A 17,947-nucleotide genomic window follows, 5' to 3' on the forward strand; every position below is an offset into this window, starting at 1 on the left:
TCAGCTGCCCTCCCCGCTGGCGGAACCGATCACAACGCCGCCGCAATCGACGGCGTGGCCGGTAAGCGCTGCCGGCTTGCCATCGATCAGGATGGTGCCCGAGCCCTCGGCAATGGAGCGCGGGTGCGAGGGGTGCTTGGGCTTGTCGTGCGGGGCCAGGGGGTCGCCCAGGCGCGCTGCCGGTTTGCCGTCGATGATCACGGTCGGGCTGCCGGCGGTGACCGGCGTCGGCGGAAAGCCGTCGTGGTCGGTGCCGATGTCACCCACGAGTACCAGTTTGCGTCCCATCTGTCGTTCTCCTGTCGCTATTCGCCTAGTCCCACTCGGCGGGCGCTTCGAAGCTGGCCACCTCGAAGGCATTGACGTGCATGCGTGCGAAACCGGCCTGCTCCAGGCTGCGCACCGCCGACTGGCAGGCCAGCGGCAGCCGGGCATTGAGCGGTACGCCGTTCAGGCTGAGGCGCGCCGCCCGCAGCAGGCGGGCCCCATGTCCGCTGCCCTGCCACTCGGGCTCGACGAAGAAGAAGCGCAGCTGCCAGGCCGCTTCGTCATCCGGCCGGCACGCCAGCAGCATGCCCAGGGTAGGGCCTTCGCCGTGGCGCAGCTTGAGCAGCCGGCCCTGCCAGCGGGCGATGTTGCCGCCGTCGCGCTGCAGCCACTGGCCGTGCTGCACGGTGAACTCCAGCGCCCGGCGCAGGGTGGCCAGGCGGGCTTCGTCGCGCAGTACCCAGGGCGAGTGCCCTTTGGTATCGGCACGCCGGGCCGCCTCGAGGAAGGCGTCGATGTCTTCCATCGAGGCCTCCTCCAACCCTTTCACCGCCTCTTCCGTGCTGGCAGGCGCCGCCGCCTTGCGGCGTTCGCCGCCGAACAGGCGCTTAAAGGCTGCCAACATCGAAGCCTCCTTCGGCATACAGCGCGGTGGGCAGCTGGAAGCCGGCGACCAGTGGGCGGGTGAAGGGGTTGCGCGAGCCGGTGGCGTAGAGGCGATAGCGCGCCGTGCCGCCGTCGACCTGGAAACGCAGCTCCAGGTCGCGCTCGCCGGCGCTGGTGATCTCCGCCTCGTCGAGCAGGCGGAACCAGGCCCAGGCGCCGTCGCGGCTGAGGCTGCGCGGCGAGCGGTTGACCTGGCTCGGCACCAGGGTGATGCGGCTCTCGTTGCCGCCGCGCAGGGCGTTGGGCCAGATCATCGAGACCCGCGAGCTGGCGCTGTGGGCGTAGTCGATGATCTGTCCGTCGATGTTGATCACGCTGCGGCGCTTGTCGGCGCTCAGGCTCACCGGCTCCAGGGCGAACTCCACGTCGAGCACGCCGTCGCGGCCGAAGTAGGCCTGGCGGATCTGCTCGGCGCGCTGGAAGGCGGTGAACACGCTCTGACGCAGCAACGGGCTGCCCTCGGCATCGACCAGGAACTCGGGCGCCTCTTCGATGAAGGGCCGCAGGTTCTCCTGGTAGAAGCGGTCGAGGATGCCGCCGCCGGCGAAGAAGGCCTCGAAGTCGGCCAGCGCAACCTCACGCGAGGCGCTGGGCACCAGCGGGTAGCGACCCGCCAGACGCTCCTGATAGGGCCCCACCACCTCGTCGAGCCACTGGTGCTCCAGGTGGCGGATGGCACTGGCCATCATCAGCTGCCAGCTCTGGTCGGCCAGGCTGTCGAGCATGCGACCCACCGGAGCCGGGGTGTTCTCGGCAATGCGCTTGAGGTTGTGGATGGGGTCGCCGCCGCGCAGCGCCAGACGGTCGCGGGCGCTGAGGAAGGCCGCCCGGCCCGGGTCGCTGGCACCCTGTACCTGGCGCAGGTAGTCGCGCAGCTCGCCGATGGCCACCTTGATCTCGGCAATGTCGGCCGGGTTGTCGCCGCGGGCGTCGAGCAGCGCGTTGAGGTCGCGGAAGTTGCGCTCGATCTCGCCGGCCAGACGGTAGCGCGGCGAGCGCTCCAGCGCCTGGCGAGCGGTCTCGTCGTCTTCCGGCAGCTCGGGGTAGAGCCGGGTGTGGCGCGCCACTTCGCCGAGCAGGCGATCCAGCGGACGGCTGGCGCCGAGCAGGGTGTCGGCCACGAACACGGCCTGGTCGATGTCGGGCAGCGGTACCAGATAGAGGTCGTCGAGCACCTGACGCCAGGTCACGTGGTAGTCGCTGACGTAGCGCTCGTGCAGGGCGTCGCGCAGCTGGCGCTCGTCGGCGGCACTGAAGGCGATGTCGTCACGCTGGCCCAGCACCCAGAGGTCGATCATCGCCAGCTCGGTGGCCTGTTCGATCTCCTTGAGGAAGTAGCCCTCGAAGCCGTCGCGGGTCACCAGGCTGGGTACCTGCAGGCGCTCCAGCTCGTCGTCGCGGGCCATGAACACGGCGTTGAACGACGGACCCACGCCCTGCGGGAGTTCGAGCACCGCGCCGCTGCGGGTGGAGCTCTCGGCCTTGAGGGTGGCGTAGACCCGCTCGTCCATGGGCTGACGCGAGAGTTCCTCCTGAGCGGCCTGCAGACTGCCGCGCAGCGCCGCCATGGCCTGCTCGGCGTGGCGGTCGCCGGAAGCGATCTGGCCTTCGAGGTCGGTGTGCGCCATGGCGTAGGCGAGGTGGTCGAGCAGGCGCTCCTGCACGCTGCCGCGCTGCGGGAAGGCGCGCTGCCAGCGCCGCGCCATGTAGGCTTCGACCCGCTCGGGCTGACGCCCGCTGGCGTCGGACATCATGCGCAGCACGCGCAGCAGGGCCAGCTTCTCGTTGCTGCCCGCCTCGGCGCGGTTCATGTCGTCCATGATGCCGATCATCAGCGAGGGCAGGAAGTGGTAGCTGAGCATCGCCAGATAGGCGCTCTCCACCTGGCGGCCCACGGCGTGGCCCTGGTAGAGGCCCATGTCGGCCAGCCACGGCAGGTGCTCGCGATAGTCGCCGAACTCCAGGGTGGCGGCGCGCAGCCGGTCGAGGGGCTCCAGCAGCGCATAGCCGGTGGGGTCGTCGCTGCGCAGCTCGTCGGGCTGGGCGGCGAGGAAGGCCTCGGCCTTCTCCTCCACTGCGGCCAGCGCCTGGGTGTTCTTCTGGTAGAAGTGGCTCCAGCCGCCCACCAGCGCCAGACCGCCCACCAGGCAGGCAAAGGCGCTGGTACGCCGCAGGCGACGCCGCCTCCGAGCGGCACGGGCATTGTCGCCGGCCAGTCCCGCCTCGGGGTAGATCACCTTCTCGAACAGCTCCTCGGTGAAGTAGAGCGCACTGCGCGCAGCGCGATGGGCCGGCTGGGTGGTGTCGGCCATGCCGTAGCGGCGCGCGGCGGCGTCGACGAAGGGGTCTTCCGGCACGCCCTGCTGGTACACCGAGGTGAAGTAGGTGCCGCGTACCATGGCGGCGGTGGAGTAGCGGTCGCTGGAGAGCGCCTCACGCAGGAAACCGAGCAGCACGTCGCGCAGGCCGGCAAGCTGGCGCACGAAGCGGAACACCGATTCACGTTCCTCGCGGTCGCGGCACTCGGCCAGCAGCGTGGGCAGGCTGCGATTGAGGCGTTCGAGCATGGCATCGTAGGCGTTGGCGAACTCGTCGGCCCACTGGTCGATACGCTCGACGCTCTCGGCGCTGAAGGTGAAGCCCAGCGGCGCCCGGCGTGCGGCGCGCGAGTAGTGACGGAAGAAGTCGTCGAAGCCGTGCAGCAGGTCCATCTTGCTGAAGGTGACGTAGACCGGCAGGCGCGCGCCGTGGCGTTCCATCAGCTCGCGCATGCGCGCACGCAGCAGCGAGGCGTAGGCCTTGCGCACCGCCACCCGGGCATCGCTCAGCCGCGCCAGGTCGAGCACCAGCACCACGCCGTCCAGCGGACGCTGGGGGCGGTTGACCTCCAGCCAGCCGACGAAGTGATCCCACAGCCGGCTCTGCATCTCCTGGGGCTCGCCCCCTTCCAGCGCGCCCTGGGTCAGCAGCTCGCCGTCGGGGTCGATCAGCACCGCCTTGTCGCCGATCCACCAGTCGAAGCCGTATTGATTGCCCTTCTTGCCCTGACCGGAAGCCTTCATCACGTGGGTCAGCGCGAAGTTCTGGCCGGAGCGGTTGATCAGGCTGGTCTTGCCGGCGTTCTCCACGCCCATCACCAAGTACCAGGGCAGCTTGTAGCGCGCGCCGGGACCGGCACCGAGGTTGTCGAGCAGCTCGTGCAGGGTAGCGTTCAGCGTCGCTTCCTGCTGCTCCACCTGGGCCAGTACCGGGTCGAGCTGCAGTTGCTCGTTGTGGCGCCGCTCTTCGCTCACCTCACGCAGCCGGCGGGCGAGGCGGATACCCCACACCACCGCTACCAGAGTGGCCAGCGCCAGGGTGGCCAGCAGGCGGTTGAGCCATGGCGCCAGCGGGTAGCTGTCGCGCACCTGCCACATCGGCCCCAGCCACCAGATGGCCGCGACCAGCGCGGCCAGCAGCAGCCACCAGAGCACGGCAGTGAGCTTGCTCGCCTGCTTGCCGATACCCTGAGCCTTGTTGCCGTGCATCTTGGCCCGGTTGAGGTTGCTTTCTGCCCTGGAGGCGCCGGGTACCCAGCGACTCAGACCGGACTTCACACTTTTCCACATGAGCCTTAGCCCTCGTCCCTGTCGATAATGTTGTTGGAAAGAATCTCGAGCCGCTCGAGTAGCGCCGGTTCCCACTGTTCCAAGCCCAGGCCAGTCAGCGACTCGCTTACCGCGCGATAGTGCTGGGTAGCCAGCGCCGCGAGGCCGGCATCGCGCAGCAGGTCGGCGCTGGCCAGCCGCCAGTAGGCGACCTCCCGCGGCGAACGGGCCTTGGCCAGGCCGCGGTCCAGCCCTGCCAGCGCCGCCTCGAGGCCCTCTGCAGCGAGTTTTTCGCGTGCCTCGGCGAGCCCCTCCTGCCAGGGGTCGCCGCCGCCTTCCGGGCCACCGGATGCCGCACCGGCCGGCATGGCCTGCAGCCACTGCCGGGTCTCGTCGTCGACGAAGGCGCTGCCGTCGTTGAAGGTCAGCGCTTCGATGCCGGGCAGACGCTCGGCGAAACGGCTCGCTTCGTCGCGAATGGCCGCGGCGCAGCGCGGGTGGCCGAGCCGCTCGGCGGCGCTCGCGCTGAGACGATGCCCTTCCAGCCAGTAAGGGCTGACCGCCAGGCTGTTCTCGATGCGCTTCCACAGCTCGGCGTCGGCGCCGCGAGAAAGCGCCTCGCGATACTCCGCCACCCGGTCGGCGGCTGGCGGCGCCAGTTCGGAACGGACGCCGTCGCGGGTGGCCGGCAGCGCCTGAATCGCGTGCCAGATGGCATGGCGTCGCAGCCGATAGCCGAGCGGATCGCCAATCGACTGCTCGTTGAGGAAGTCGGCCATCTTCAGCAGCGCCTGGCGGTTGCCGCGCTCGTTGCCCGCTTCCAGGCGCATCTCGGGCAGCTTGGCCGTGGGCGCAGAGGCGCCTCCCGCTACGGCACCGGGTGTGACTTCCTCCCGTGACGGCGCGGCGGCAGGCGCCGCAGCCTGGCTGGGGCGGGCCTGACGCAGCAGGCGCTGCAGGTCCACCAGCGGTTCGTCGGGAAGCTCGAGCCCCCGGGCCGCCGCCAGCAGCGCCTCCAGAGCGCCTTCGCAGGCCTGGTGCTCGTCTGCCGCGTTGTCGAAATCGAGGGTTTCCGCCAGCGCCAGCGCCCGCTGGGCGAACTGACGGAACAGCCGCGGCCGCAGCCGCTCGCCCTGCACGCCGCCGTAGGGGTAGGCCTGGCTCCACCAGCCTTCGAGACTGCCGGCGAACAGGCGCAGCGAGAGGGCGAAGCGCACGCCGTCGCCGCCGCGCTGCAGGCAGTGCAGCAGGTGGCCCAGCACCTTGAGGTCCTTGCCGGTTTCACTCAGCAGGCGCACGGCGCGGGTCTCGGCGCCCTCCCAATCGACGCCGCCGTGCTGCAGCGAGCCGATCTTCATCATCTCCTCGTCGAGCCAGGCATAGTCGGCGCTGTCGACCACGGGCCTGCCCACGCCCTCCGGGGGGAGTGCGGCCAGCAGGCCTTCCAACTGTGTCTCGTTGACGATTCGCATCTCTACCTCACCAGCGACAGGCGTCGCGCAGCGGCTGAATCGCCTGGCGCAGCCCGGCGGTCTCGAAGCGCAGGCCGTCGAGGGTGGCCTGGTCGCTGCCCAGTGCCAGTTCGTCGGCATCCAGCAGTTGCTGCAGCGTGGCGATGGCCGGCAGCCCCCGGCCGCCGCTGACCACGTAGCCACCGTCGCGGGCCTGCCATACCTGCTCCAGTTCGCGTCCGCCGGCCCGCAGGCGTACCTGCACCCGGGGGGCGTCCAGCGCCTGCGGCAGGTGGATCTGGAAGCGGGTGATGGTCTTCTCGCAGGCGATCACCAGCTGCGGCCGCGGCGGCACGCTGCCCAGCGCCGGGGCGCTGATGCGCACGTCCTCGCCCTCTTCGCGTACCAGCAGCCCCATGTCGTCACCCTCGCGCTCGGCCTCCTGGGCGTTGATCGCATGCCACAGGGCGGGACGCAGGTCTTCGCTCACCGCCGCTTCGTCGAAGGTCAGGAACAGGGCGTCGTAGCAGCCCAGCCGCTCCAGGCGCGAGGGCTCGGCCGCGCACTCACGGGCCTGGGCCACCACGGCCTCGGCGGTGTCGCCCCAGGCGTCGGCGGTAACGATCAGGCTCACGGCCAGCACCCACCATGGCGCGCGGCGGAAAACAGAGGTCGAACTCATTTGGCATCCAGTTCCAGCAGTCGGCACTTGTGTGCCAGGGTGCGCTTGGGCAGGCCGAGGCTCTCGGCCGCCAGGGCGCGGTTGCCATCGAACAGCAGCAGGCGCTGACGAATCAGCTCCGCTTCGTAGTCGCGCAGGGCGCGACGCAGGTCCTTCACGCTTTCGGCACTCGCCTTGGCGGGCGCTGTCGAGACGCTACCGTCGTCATCGGCCTCGGCATCGGCCTGGGCGGGCAACGCCTCGGGGGCGACATCCTCGCCGGGGCGGGTCATGGCGCAGGCGTAGTCGATCAGGTTCTTCAGCTCGCGCACGTTGCCCGGATAGTCGCGCTCGCGCAGCTGGCGCAGCGCGGCCGGGGTGATGCCCATCTCGCCGCGCCCCTCACGGGTACAGAAATCGGCAACGAAGGCTTCGGCCAGCTCGGCGATATCCTCGCTGCGTTCGCGCAGCGGCGGCAGGGTCAGCGGAAACTGCCCCAGCCGGTAGTAGAGATCGGCGCGGAAGCGCTGGTCGCGGATCCGTTCGCGCAGCGGCTGATGCGTGGCCGCCACCAGGCGCAGATCGGCGCGCCGCTCCTCGCTCGAGCCCAGCGGCCGGTAGCGGCCGTTCTCCAGCACCCGCAGCAGCTTGGCCTGCAGCGGCAGCGGCATGTCGCCGATCTCGTCGAGGAACAGGGTGCCGCCGTCGGCCTGACTGATCAGCCCTTCACGAGCGCGATCGGCCCCGGAGAAGGCGCCCTTGGCATGGCCGAACAGCTCCGATTCCAGCAGCGACTCGGGAATCGCCGCACAGTTGATCGCCATGAAGGCGCCTTCGCGCCGTCCCGAGAGGCGATGAATGGCGCGGGCCACACGATCCTTGCCGGTGCCGGTCTCGCCCTGCAGCAGCACCGCCAGATTGGTCTCCGCCGCCCGTACCACCTGGCTGCGCAGCGCCTGCATGGCCTTTGAGCCGCCCAGCAGATCCGCGGCCAGGCGCTCGGCCAGGGCCTGACGCCGGGCGCCGTCGCTGAGCTGGGCCAGCGACTGGCGCAGGCTCGCCTCGCGCTGGCGCTCGCCCTGGTGGCGGGTGAGCCCCGCCCACAGCCGGCACAGCAGCGCCTCGAAGGCGGCGAACTCGCCGTCCGCCTCGAGCCGGGCGAGGCTGGCCGCTTCCCCGGCCATGGCCAGGGCACCGAGCCACTCGCGCTTGCCGTCCAGCGCCCGCAGCGGACGCACCACCAGCTGCAGCCCGCCGGAAAGCGCCGCCACCTGGGCCTGGAAGTCGGCATGGTCGAGCCGCGAACGCGCCTCCAGCAGGCCCAGGCGCAACGGCTTGCCCTGGCGAATGGCGTGGGCGTAGGGGTGACGGAAGTCGTCGCAGTCGAAGCGCACGTCATTGCCGTCGCTGCCCAGCCAGCGACCGCTGCCGTCGAGGTAGAGACAGCTGACCCAGGCCAGCGCGTGGCTGGCCTGGAGAATGCCGCCGGCACAGGCACGCAGCTCGGCGGGCGAGGCGCTTTCGACCAGCGCCAGCGCACGCGCCATGCCGTCGAGGCCGGGCCCCGTCGGCAGGTCGCCTTCGCACCAGCGCATGTCGATCGCCTTCGCCGTCATCGCCTACACCACCTCCGCAGTGAAGGCGCCCGCCTCGTCGACGCCCAGGGCCACCCGGGTCACCGGCTCGCGCCGCGCCAGGCGGTCGAGCAGCGCCCGCGACACCGGCGGCAGCAGCTCGCCGTCGATCACCGACTCGAGCATGCGCGCGCCGTTCTCGCTGCGGGTGGCGCGGGCACAGATGGCGTCGCGCAGGGCCTCGTCGAGCACCACTTCGGCCTGGCGATGGCGCGAGCGGATACGCTCGGCCAGGGTGTCGAGCTTGGCCGCCACGATGTCGCGCAGGGTGTCGGCACCCAGCGGGAAGTAGGGCACCACCTCCATGCGCGCCAGCAGCGCCGGCTTGAAGAAACCCGCCAGCACTGGGTAGAGCGCGTCGTCCAGCGCCGCAGGCTCCTCCGCGTGGGCAACGATGGCCTCGTACCCCAGGTTCGAGGTGAGGAAGAACACCACGTTCTTGCAATCGATCAGCCGTCCTTCCCCGTCGGCCAGCTCGCCCTTGTCGAAGGCCTGGTAGAACAGGTTGAGCACGTCCGGGTGGGCCTTCTCGACCTCGTCGAGCAGCACCACCGAATAGGGGCGCTGACGGATCGCCTCGGTCAGCAGGCCGCCCTCGCCAAAGCCCACGTAGCCCGGCGGCGAGCCGATCAGCCGCGACACGGTGTGCTTCTCCTGGTACTCGGACATGTTGATGGTGGTGAGGAACTGGCGACCGCCGTAGAGGCGCTCGGCGATCTGCACCACGGTCTCGGTCTTGCCCACGCCGCTGGGGCCGACCAGCAGGAAGGCGCCCAGCGGGCGACCGGGACGGCGCAGGTCGGCACGGGCGGTGAGCAGGTGGCGATGCACGCGCTCGATGGCCACGTCCTGACCCTGCACCAGCCGGCCGAGATGCTCGGGCAGCTCGGTGAGACGGGTCAGCTCGTCGCTGGTCATGCGCTCCACCGGCACCCCGGTCCAGTCGCCGATGACCTGAGCGATCTGCGCCTCCTCGACGCTGGCGTTGACCAGGGCGAACTCCTGCTGCAGCTCGGCCAGGCGCGCCTCGTGGCGGGCCAGGGCTTCGTGCGGGTCCTCGGCGGCGACAGCAGCCTCCTCGGTGCTCTCGCCAGTCCCTGCTTCGGGGCTCTCCTCAAGGCTTGCTTCAAGACCTTCTGCCGGGCTCGCACCGGCGGCATCCGCTGTCGTCACGCCCTCGCTGGCCACCTCGGCTTCGGCAGTCGCAGGCTCGACCTCGGCGTCGTCCTTGCCCGCGTCGAGCAGCTGACGATGCAGGGCGATGATCGCGTCAACGCACTCGCGCTGGTCGACCCAGGCCGCCTCGAGCCGCTCGACCTCCTCCTCCAGGCGTGCCAGGCGGGCGTCGAGCTCGGCCTCGCGGGCCGGGTCGGGGCTGCGCCCCAGCAGGCGTTCGCGATCGAGCTGTTCGCGCTCGCGCTGGGCGGAGATGTGCTCGCTCTTGAGGTGGCTGAGCCGGCGCGGCGGAGTGTCCAGCGCCTGGGAGAGCCGCGCGCAGGCGGTGTCGAGCACGTCGATGGCCTTGTCGGGCAGCTGGCGGCCGGCCAGGTAGCGCGCCGAAAGCTCGGCGGCGGCGCGCAGGCCGCTGTCGCCCACCAGCACGCCGTGGGCGTTCTCGTAGGTGTCGCGCAGGCCGCGCAGAATCATCAGCGCCTGGTCGACGCTGGGCTCGGCCAGGGCCACCGGCTGGAAGCGCCGGGAGAGCGCCGGGTCCTTCTCGAAGTACTTCTTGTACTCGCGCCAGGTGGTGGCGGCGATGGTGCGCAGTTCGCCGCGGGCCAGGGCCGGCTTGAGCAGGTTGGCGGCGTCGCCACCGCCCTCCTGATTGCCGGCGCCGATCAGGGTGTGGGCCTCGTCGATGAACAGCAGGATCGGCCGCGGCGAGGACTTGACCTCCTCGATCACCGCCTTGAGGCGCTTCTCGAACTCGCCCTTGACCGCGGCGCCGGCCTGCAGCGCACCGAGATCGAGACTCATCAGCTCGACGTCGGCCAGCGCCGAGGGCACGCGGCCTTCGACGATTCGTGCGGCAAGGCCCTCCACCACGGCGCTCTTGCCCACCCCGGCATCGCCGATGACGATGGGGTTGTTCTTGCGCCGACGGCCGAGGATGTCGAGCATCTGGTCGATTTCCGGATCGCGGCACAGCACCGGGTCGAGCTCGCCGCGCCGGGCCTGCTCGGTGAGCGAGGTGGCAAAGCGTGCCAGGGCGCTGTCGCCCTGAGCGGCCTGGGCCGGACGCCGCCCGGCGTCGCCGGACTCGGCGCGGGGCGCTTCGGCGGAGTCGGCGGCCAGCCGCTCGAAGCCGCGACGCAGCCCCTCACGATTGATCTCGGCCAGCAGCGCGGCGCTGCGCGGCCCCACATAGCGCCCGGTGTTGTGCAGCAGAGCGGTGAAGATCAGGCCGCTGCGCAGGCTGTCATAGCTGAATTCGGTCGTGGCCAGCAGCCAGGCGTCCTGCAGCAGCTCGACCAGCAGCGGCGAGAAGCTCGGCGTGGTGACGGCCAGGTCCCGCGGCGGGCGGGTCTCCTCGGCCAGCCGTGCGCGCAGCTCGTGGAGGTCGACGCCCTGCCCTTCGAGCAGGCAGCGCAGGTCACACAGCGGCTGATCGATCAGCGCCAGCAGCAGGTGGCCGGCGGTGACCTCGGGAGCCTGCTGCTCGGCGCACAGCACCGCGGCCTGCTCCAGGCCTTGACGGGAAACGGCGTTGAGACGGCCGATGAGCGCGGGAAGCTCTACCCTGAGCATGGGATCTCCTAACGGTAAATCTGATCGAGAAGGGTACCGACCTGGGCCGCTTGTTGATCGAGCGTCCAGGCGAAGCCCAGGTAGGCGCCGACCATGGCGACGGCGAACAGCGCGAACACGCCCCACACCGGGATGCCGCGACCGCGGTGGCGGCGCCCCGGCATGACGTTGTCGAGCGGCCGGGTCAGGCTGTCCTCGGGGGTGTCGCTGAGGGCCGCCAACTGGTCGCCGAGGGTGCGCACGATGTGCTCGTACTCCTCGCGGCCGTGGTCCATGACCTTGTAGCGCCCTTCGAAACCGAGACACAGGCAGAGGTAGATGAACTCCAGCATGTCGCGGTAGCGCTGCGGCTCCTGCTGCAGCCGGGCGAGGATCGAGAAGACCTTCTCGCCGCCCCAGGTCTCGTTGTGGAAACGCGTCAGCAGCGAGTGCTCGGCCCAACTGCTCTGGTGCCCCCAGGGGGTGCCCATCACCGCCTCGTCGATGAACGAGCAGAGCACGTAGCGGAAGGCCAGCAGGGTGGGTCGGTCGTAGCCCTGCTCGGTGAGCTCCACCTCGATGGCGGCGATCTCGTCGACCACCTGACGGTAGAGCCGATCGAGGTCGCTCATGCCGTCGAGCTGGCGCACCCGCAGCACCATGCCCAGCAGCGAGCTGGCGGCGTCGGCCAGCGGGTTGAGGTTGTAGCCGCGCAGGCGGAACCAGTACTCCTCGTCGGCGTCGAGCTGTTCGGCATGGCTGTGGATAAGCTGCTCCAGCCCGCGCTCGTCGATGCGGTCCTCATGGCGGGTGGGGGCATAGCGCGCCACGGCGCCAGCCTCGGGTTCGTATCGCGTGGTGGCAAGTTCTTGCATGGCTTAGCTCCTGATCGCCCAGAACTGCATTTCGAGCCCGGGGAATTCGCCCGCCACATGGAAGGCGAAGCCGCTGGCACCGTCGAGCATGCTCCAGGCCTGGCTCTGCCGGTCGAGCCGGAAGTAGCTGTATCCGGCGTGGTAGGGCAGCTCCCGCGGGGCCACCGGCAGCGGCTCCAGCGGTACGCCGGGCAGCTGCAGGCTGATGAGGTCGCGGATGCGCTCCACGCTTGCCACCTTGGTCTGCTGCAGGAACAGCTTGCGCAGCCGCTCGTGGGGCATGTCGGCACGCACCGCGAGGATGAAATCGGCGCTGTCGAGCAGGGCCGGATCGGCCAGCGGTGCCACCAGCAGGCCGTAGCGGCGCGACTGCAGCTGGATCGCCAGCGCGCGCGGCTCGAGCACGGTGGAGAGCGCCTGACGCAGGCTCTGCATCAGCATGCGGAAGGCCCGCTCGGGGTGGTCGTGGTCGTAGGCCGGATACTCCGGCGGCAACCGCGACTCGTCGGTGAAAGTCACCAGTTCACTGGCGGTTTCCAGCATGGTGGCGAACAGCCGCTCCGGATGCAGGTGACCCAGGCGCGCCAGGTGCTGGAAGCGCGGCTGGGCGCGGTTGAGCAGCTGCAGCAGCATGAAGTCGGAGACGTCGGCCACACCGGCCTGGTGCGGCGAGGCGAGGCGATGGGCGATATTGCGTGCACGCTCGCGCATCAGCCCGGCCATCTCGCCGACGAAGCGCTGAAGCACCGGCGCCGCCTGCACGTTGAGCAGCGTGGGGATGAACTGCTCGTCGAGCACCAGGCTGCCGTCGGGACGCCGCTCGTGGATGCGCGCCACCGCCAGGCAGGTGTAGGCGCTGCGGTCGTCGCGCTCGAGCAGCAGCCGCGGCGCGACCCGGGCAACATCGAGAATCGCGGTATCGCCGTCGCGGGAGTGCAGATCGCGCACGCTGCGCTGGGCCAGGCGATAGCGGGTCGGCAGGTCGTCATCGGGCCAGCGCACCTCGCCCACCGCATCGGTGGCCAGCGGCAGGCAGAGGTAGACGAGCTGATTGGCGATACCGGCGTCGTCGATCTCCAGCGGCTGCGGCTCGATGTCGTCGTCGGGCAGCAGGAACGCCGTACCGTCGGGCATCACACCGCTGGCACGGCTGATGGCGATGCGTCCGAAGCTCAGGTATTCGGCGTTGAGTTCCAGGGTCTGGAAGCCGTACAGGGCGTGGCTGATGCCGCGCAGGCGCGCCTCGAGCAGGCCCTCGAGGCTGCGCTGCTGCTGCTGGAAGTGCTGGGGCTTGATGAACAGCCCCTCGCTCCATACCACTCGGTTGCGGCTGGCCATCAGTCTTCCTTCCTCAGCTCGGCCTCGTCGGCGCGCAGATGCACCAGCAGGTGGTAGTCCTCACTGCGCGAGGCGACCCGGACCACCTTCTTCCATTCGGTCTGGTCGGGGTTGTTGTAGAAGGCGATCAGCCCGATGTAGCGGGTCTCCTCGTCGATGTCGAACGGCTCGTAGAACTTCCACTGCCCCGGCAGCAGGGTGAAGTCGTCATGCGACAGATAGTTGGTGCCCAGGGCGCCTTCCAGGTCGTTGAGCAGCTGCTGGTGGTCGGCCGCCATCAGCATCGAGTCGTCCTTGAGCTGCAGGATCTGGAAGCGCAGCGGCGTGCCCTCGCCCTCGAAGTTGGGATTGACGTCGGGCTCGGCGAGCATGGCCAGGTCGACTCGGGTCGGGCGGTCTTCGGGGTGGCCCACCGGGATCGAGGGATCGCGGATCACCTGCCAGGTCTTGCCGATGGTGGTACAGCCGCTGAGAACCAGCGCCAGCAGCAGCACCGCCAGCCAGCTCAAGGTGCGCCCCGAGGCCTTGCTTGCGCGCAAAAGTCTTGTACTCATGTTTCCTGCGTCCCGTCTTGTTGTGTTCACTTGGCTTCGCGCTGCTGACGTCGCACCGATTGGTCGTAGGCCTGCTCGAACACCTCCCAGAACAGCTTGGCGAAGCCCTGCTGACGGCCGGAGTTGAGCTCCTGGTAGTAATGGCGATACATCTCCCACGCCCAGCTGCCCTCGTCGTCGAGGCGGTTGCCGGCACCGCGGTAGGCGTGGAAGCGCTTGAGCAGGGCATCCGGAGCGAAGGCGTCGAGGATCGCCTGCAGCGCCTCGCCGATGGCCTCCTCCACCGCCGCCTGGTGCTGCCCCTGATGGGTCAGGCACTCGGTGACGGCCGCCGGTGCCGAGAGGTGCACCGGACTGCGGCGGGCGGAGAACAGCGTCTCCACGGTGTCGCGGTAGGGCTGGCCCAGGCGCAGCGGGTTGTCCTCGATCGGCTGCAGGCGGCGGTCGCGCAGCGGATAGCGGCTGTCGTCCTGGGCACGGTGCAGCGCCTGCAAGCCTTCGATGGCGGCGCGCAGGGTCTGGCCGGCCTCAGCCAGGAAGTTCTGCTGCTCTTCGCTGTCGGCAAAACGCAGCTCGGCGCCCAGGGCACGCAGCAGCGGATCGCTGCCGACGGAGCCGGCGCCGACCGGCACGCTGTCCTGCCAGCGCTCCTCGAGCTGTTCGCCTACCGAGCGTTCCAGATCGTCCAGCAGCCCTTCGTCCATTTCCCGGTTCATCTTGGTGTCTTCCTCGTATCGTCGATTGGTCGGCGCCGCTGCGCGCCACTCCAGAGAGCCGTGCTGTCCCGTATCGCCATGCCGCTGCTCGGCCAGCACGCCGAGCAGCGCATCGTCATCGCCTTGCGCCGCATCATGCTCGTGAGCCAGGGCCGTGAGCGGATCGCGCTGGCTGGCGCCGGGCGTGGCCTCGCCCAGGGCTTCCAGCGGGTCGTCGCGACGCGGCGGCGGAAAGGCGGCCGAGGGCGCGGCCCGGTAAGGCACCACGCCCTGCTCCGCCAGCACCTCCTGCTCGTCGTCGACCAGCGCGGCAAGCGGCTGGGCGCCGGGCAAGCCGGCCTGACGGTCGCCCAGATGCACGCGCACCCGGTACTCGCCGATCCCCAGCTCGTCGCCATCGCGCAGGGCGACCCGACGATCGCGGCCCAGCGGCAGCGTGGCTTGATTGATGAAGGTGTGGCCGCTGCGGTCGATCAGGCAGAACTGGCCGTCGGCCCGGCGGATCTCGGCATGGGCCGGGCGGATCCGCCCGGCGTGGTCCTGCAGCAGCCAGTCGTCGCTCTCGGCGCTGCCCAGGGTGCCCCCCGAGGCCGCAAATACGTAGCTGCTGGTGGAGCGCCCCTCGAGCCGTTCGCTGTTGAGCACCACCAGGGTGACGGCGCTGGCGGCGGCCTGGGGACGGGAAAGATACGTCATCGCGTTACCCTGTCATCTGAATGCGCACCCGGCGCCGCCCTGCGGCGGCACCGGCTTGGGGATTGACGAAAGTGGTCCAGCCGAGCTGGCAGCAGCCGTGGTCGCCAAGACGCATGGGCTGAACGGCGCTCTCCAGCAGTTCCAGTTCGAGGTCGTAGGCCAGCGGCTCGCGCAGCACGAAGCTGACCAGGGTCTTGAGCGGCGCATGTTCACGGCCGTCGGGCAGGAAGTCGCGGAAACGCGCCAGGCTGAGCCCCTGCAGGCACAGGGCGAACTTGCCGCCCACGTCGGCGACCCGCTCGCCGGCCACCATGTCCTCGCCCAGGGTCATGGCGCCGAGGCCGGTGCGGCTGCGCTGATCCTCGGGAATCTCGACCCAGCGGTGCACCCACTGCTCGACGCTCACGTCGTCGAGGTCGAAGCAGTGGCCGACCACGCTCTCGACCACCTCGGGCGAGCGCGAGCGCCCCGCCAGCAGGCCGGCATAGGCGAGCATCTTGCCCCAGTTGATCGGCGTCTCGCCGCGCAGCTCCTCGTCGGCCAGCCCCACCAGGGCGAACACCGCGGCGGAGAAGCCGTCGCTGGCGCCGTCCTGGTAGCGCACGTAGTGGCGATACTTGCGCCAGCTGCGATGCACCAGGGTCAGCAGGCGGTGGTTGAAGAAGTCGAGGAAATCGCGGGCCACCCCTTCGTGGTGGGCCGCCTCGTGGGCCAGCGATTCCAGGTAGTAGCCGGGCAGCGGCGACTGGGCCCCCTGCAGGCCGAAGAAACTGACTTCCAGCGCGTATTCGCCGCTCGGGCGGGACTCCAGCGCCACCACGTCGCTGCCAGGGAAGCCCAGCGACGCCGAGGCGCTGAAGCGCACTCGCTCGCGGCCGGGATGCACGTCGGCCACGCGCTCGAGATCGTCTTCATGGTGACGATGCAGCAGCTCGACGAGCTGGTAGAAATCGTAGCGCCGGGCCCCCTCGATCAGGGCCAGCGGCGCTAGATCAGGGGTTGTTGGCCCGACTGTAAGGTCCATGCGTAACGTTCCTGGTTGTGACGATTGACGACGTGAAGTTCGTGGAACGAATTGATGCTGGCGTAGAGCGAGAAGAATCGTGCCAGCACGCTGCCGAACAGATAGAGGCTGCCCTCGTCGCCGAAGGCCTCCTGATCCAGGGTCATCACCGAGCGCAGGCCGCGTACCGGCAGACCACGCTTGAGTCGGTCGATGGAGCGGGTCTCGATGTTCAGCACACCGGCGAGACGCTTCTGCGACACCCGCTCGGCCTGACGGTCGACCAGGGCGCGGAAGTCGTAGGCGCGCAGCACCGAGCACAGCGCATCGCGCTCGAGCAGCGACAGATAGTTGAGCGAGAGGTTGGAAATCAGCGTCCACAGCAGGCTGCCGTCCAGGGTCGGACGCAGCGCCGGGGTGGGCCGGGTGATGTTGCGATAGGCGGCAAACACCGGGCTGGTGTCGGTGGAAGCGATGATGTCGCCTACCGCCAGACGCTCGGGCAGGGTGCGGTTGCTGCAGGTCAGGCGCAGCGAGATGGTCTCGCGCATGCCGACGCAGGCCTGCTCGTCGCCGCGCACGAAGGCGATGTCGTGGTCGAAGCCGTCGCCGCGCAGGCTGTCGCGCACCCGCACCCGGAAGTAGCGCGCCTCGCGGCCGCGGTCACGCTCGATCTGATGCTGGAAGCTCTCGAACGGCACGTACTGACGCGGCTCGCCGCGCATCTTGCCGCTGTCGCCCTCCAGCCAGCCCTGTACCGCATCGACGCTGAACACCTCGTAGTGCTCCGCCGCGCGGCTGCTGGGCCGAATGCGGTACTCGCTGCGCTCGCCGTTGAGATCGATGGGGTCGGCGTCGTGGCTGAACAGGTTGATCGCCGGGGCGCAATAGAGCGCCAGGTGTTCGTCGCGAACCTTGGCGTCCGCCGGCAGCGTACGCGAGAAGACGAAGCGCAGCACGATGCGCGAGGCCTGGCGCGGAGGCAGCAGGCGGCCGAGCCCCATCAGATCGACGAAGTGGAAGGCCTCGGGAAAGCACAGGTACTCCTGCAGGATGCGATAGCCCTGATGCACGTTGCGCGGATAGGGCAGCAGCGCATGCTCGCGCTCGAAACCCACCGGAGCGAGCATGTCGCGGGGCAGCGGTACCACGGCGCCGTCGATCTCCAGCTCCAGGCGCGACAGGTAGTGGCCCAGCCACAGGTAGAGCGTGCGTGCGGTATAGCCACCGCCGCCCAGGTGCAGACGCAGGTTGTCGATGCCCAGCGCATCCAGCGACTGATCGCCGTCCACGTCGAGAGCCAGCTCGACGATGGAGGATTCGCGGGAGTGTCGCGCCTCTACGCCGGCATGCATCAGCGGGTAGAGCGCCACGTCGTGGCAGATGCGAAAGCGACAGGCGGTGCCGTCGATGGGCCGCGCCGCCAGGGTGGTGCCGGCGGGCACTTCCTGACGTCCGCTGAGAGCCCCCTTGTTGGGCGTGAACTGCATGATCGTCATGCTCGGCACCGGGCGCAGATAGTTGGGCCACAGCATGGAGATCAGCGAGTGGGTGAGTTCGGGGAACTCGTCCTCGACCTTCTCGCGCATGCGTCCGGTGAGAAAGGCGAAGCCTTCCAGCAGCCGCTCGACGTCCGGGTCCGTGCTGCGCTCGGAGAGGAAACGGCTGAGGCCGGGGTTGGCCTCGGCGAACTCCCGCCCCTGCAGCTTCAGGTAATCGAGCTCATCCCGGTAATAACGATTGAGCATGCACGCCTCGCTTCCTGGCTGGGG

13 protein-coding genes are annotated in these 17,947 nt (G+C 69.7%); all 13 read right to left on the reverse strand.

Features of this window, described 5'->3' with window-relative positions:
* From HOP53_RS17900 to tssF, 13 genes are read right to left on the reverse strand one after another with little or no spacing between them, the layout of a single operon-like run.
* The gene (locus tag HOP53_RS17900; RefSeq protein WP_181513494.1) at positions 1-288 is read right to left on the reverse strand and encodes a type VI secretion system PAAR protein; all 288 of its coding nucleotides are present in this window, start codon (positions 286-288) and stop codon (positions 1-3) included.
* Positions 289-313: 25 nt separating this feature from the next.
* Positions 314-892, reverse strand: coding sequence for a GNAT family N-acetyltransferase (locus HOP53_RS17905; RefSeq protein WP_086510622.1), 579 nt, complete (start codon positions 890-892; stop codon positions 314-316).
* Positions 876-4,541 carry a type VI secretion system membrane subunit TssM gene (gene tssM / locus HOP53_RS17910; RefSeq protein ID WP_234239698.1) on the reverse strand — a complete coding sequence of 1,222 codons (3,666 nt, stop codon included), beginning with the start codon at positions 4,539-4,541 and terminating at the stop codon, positions 876-878. Before tssM ends, HOP53_RS17905 begins: the two co-directional genes overlap by 17 nt.
* 5 nt (positions 4,542-4,546) lie before the next feature.
* On the reverse strand, positions 4,547-5,992 hold the full coding sequence (gene tssA, locus HOP53_RS17915; protein WP_234271272.1) for a type VI secretion system protein TssA: 1,446 nt from the start codon (positions 5,990-5,992) through the stop codon (positions 4,547-4,549).
* Between the two features lie 7 nt (positions 5,993-5,999).
* A complete protein-coding gene (gene vasI, locus HOP53_RS17920) occupies positions 6,000-6,653 on the reverse strand; it encodes a type VI secretion system-associated protein VasI (protein ID WP_086510625.1) in 654 nt (217 codons plus the stop codon).
* Positions 6,650-8,248 carry a sigma-54 interaction domain-containing protein gene (locus tag HOP53_RS17925; RefSeq protein WP_086510626.1) on the reverse strand — a complete coding sequence of 533 codons (1,599 nt, stop codon included), beginning with the start codon at positions 8,246-8,248 and terminating at the stop codon, positions 6,650-6,652. The genes vasI and HOP53_RS17925 overlap by 4 nt, the downstream gene beginning before the upstream one ends.
* A 3-nt stretch (positions 8,249-8,251) precedes the next feature.
* Positions 8,252-11,014 carry a type VI secretion system ATPase TssH gene (gene tssH / locus HOP53_RS17930; RefSeq protein WP_234271273.1) on the reverse strand — a complete coding sequence of 921 codons (2,763 nt, stop codon included), beginning with the start codon at positions 11,012-11,014 and terminating at the stop codon, positions 8,252-8,254.
* 8 nt (positions 11,015-11,022) lie between these two features.
* Complete coding sequence (gene icmH / locus HOP53_RS17935; RefSeq protein ID WP_234271274.1) at positions 11,023-11,868, reverse strand: type IVB secretion system protein IcmH/DotU; 846 nt, start codon at positions 11,866-11,868, stop codon at positions 11,023-11,025.
* A 3-nt stretch (positions 11,869-11,871) separates the two neighbouring features.
* Positions 11,872-13,206, reverse strand: coding sequence for a type VI secretion system baseplate subunit TssK (gene tssK / locus HOP53_RS17940; RefSeq protein ID WP_234271275.1), 1,335 nt, complete (start codon positions 13,204-13,206; stop codon positions 11,872-11,874).
* The gene (gene tssJ, locus HOP53_RS17945) at positions 13,206-13,760 is read right to left on the reverse strand and encodes a type VI secretion system lipoprotein TssJ (protein WP_191222936.1); all 555 of its coding nucleotides are present in this window, start codon (positions 13,758-13,760) and stop codon (positions 13,206-13,208) included. Before tssJ ends, tssK begins: the two co-directional genes overlap by 1 nt.
* 26 nt (positions 13,761-13,786) lie before the next feature.
* Positions 13,787-15,172: a type VI secretion system-associated FHA domain protein TagH gene (tagH, locus tag HOP53_RS17950; protein WP_086510631.1), complete on the reverse strand. Its 1,386-nt coding sequence runs from the start codon at positions 15,170-15,172 to the stop codon at positions 13,787-13,789.
* Between the two features lie 4 nt (positions 15,173-15,176).
* Positions 15,177-16,196, reverse strand: a complete 1,020-nt coding sequence (gene tssG / locus HOP53_RS17955) for a type VI secretion system baseplate subunit TssG (protein ID WP_103969932.1) — start codon at positions 16,194-16,196, stop codon at positions 15,177-15,179.
* The gene (gene tssF, locus HOP53_RS17960) at positions 16,160-17,923 is read right to left on the reverse strand and encodes a type VI secretion system baseplate subunit TssF (protein WP_103969933.1); all 1,764 of its coding nucleotides are present in this window, start codon (positions 17,921-17,923) and stop codon (positions 16,160-16,162) included. The genes tssG and tssF overlap by 37 nt, the downstream gene beginning before the upstream one ends.
* Positions 17,924-17,947: the final 24 nt, after the last annotated feature.

It is taken from the genome of Billgrantia ethanolica, from assembly GCF_021404305.1.
GTDB classification, from domain to species: Bacteria; Pseudomonadota; Gammaproteobacteria; order Pseudomonadales; family Halomonadaceae; genus Halomonas; species Halomonas ethanolica.

Coding starts and splice junctions, on each gene's coding strand:
- tssK (WP_234271275.1), bottom strand. CDS start 13,206: ATGGCCAGCCGCAACCGAGTGGTATGGAGCGAGGGGCTGTTCATCAAG.
- tssA (WP_234271272.1), bottom strand. CDS start 5,992: ATGCGAATCGTCAACGAGACACAGTTGGAAGGCCTGCTGGCCGCACTC.
- tssM (WP_234239698.1), bottom strand. CDS start 4,541: ATGTGGAAAAGTGTGAAGTCCGGTCTGAGTCGCTGGGTACCCGGCGCC.
- HOP53_RS17925 (WP_086510626.1), bottom strand. CDS start 8,248: ATGACGGCGAAGGCGATCGACATGCGCTGGTGCGAAGGCGACCTGCCG.
- HOP53_RS17900 (WP_181513494.1), bottom strand. CDS start 288: ATGGGACGCAAACTGGTACTCGTGGGTGACATCGGCACCGACCACGAC.
- tssG (WP_103969932.1), bottom strand. CDS start 16,196: ATGGACCTTACAGTCGGGCCAACAACCCCTGATCTAGCGCCGCTGGCC.
- tssH (WP_234271273.1), bottom strand. CDS start 11,014: ATGCTCAGGGTAGAGCTTCCCGCGCTCATCGGCCGTCTCAACGCCGTT.
- tagH (WP_086510631.1), bottom strand. CDS start 15,172: ATGACGTATCTTTCCCGTCCCCAGGCCGCCGCCAGCGCCGTCACCCTG.
- icmH (WP_234271274.1), bottom strand. CDS start 11,868: ATGCAAGAACTTGCCACCACGCGATACGAACCCGAGGCTGGCGCCGTG.
- HOP53_RS17905 (WP_086510622.1), bottom strand. CDS start 892: ATGTTGGCAGCCTTTAAGCGCCTGTTCGGCGGCGAACGCCGCAAGGCG.
- tssJ (WP_191222936.1), bottom strand. CDS start 13,760: ATGAGTACAAGACTTTTGCGCGCAAGCAAGGCCTCGGGGCGCACCTTG.
- vasI (WP_086510625.1), bottom strand. CDS start 6,653: ATGAGTTCGACCTCTGTTTTCCGCCGCGCGCCATGGTGGGTGCTGGCC.
- tssF (WP_103969933.1), bottom strand. CDS start 17,923: ATGCTCAATCGTTATTACCGGGATGAGCTCGATTACCTGAAGCTGCAG.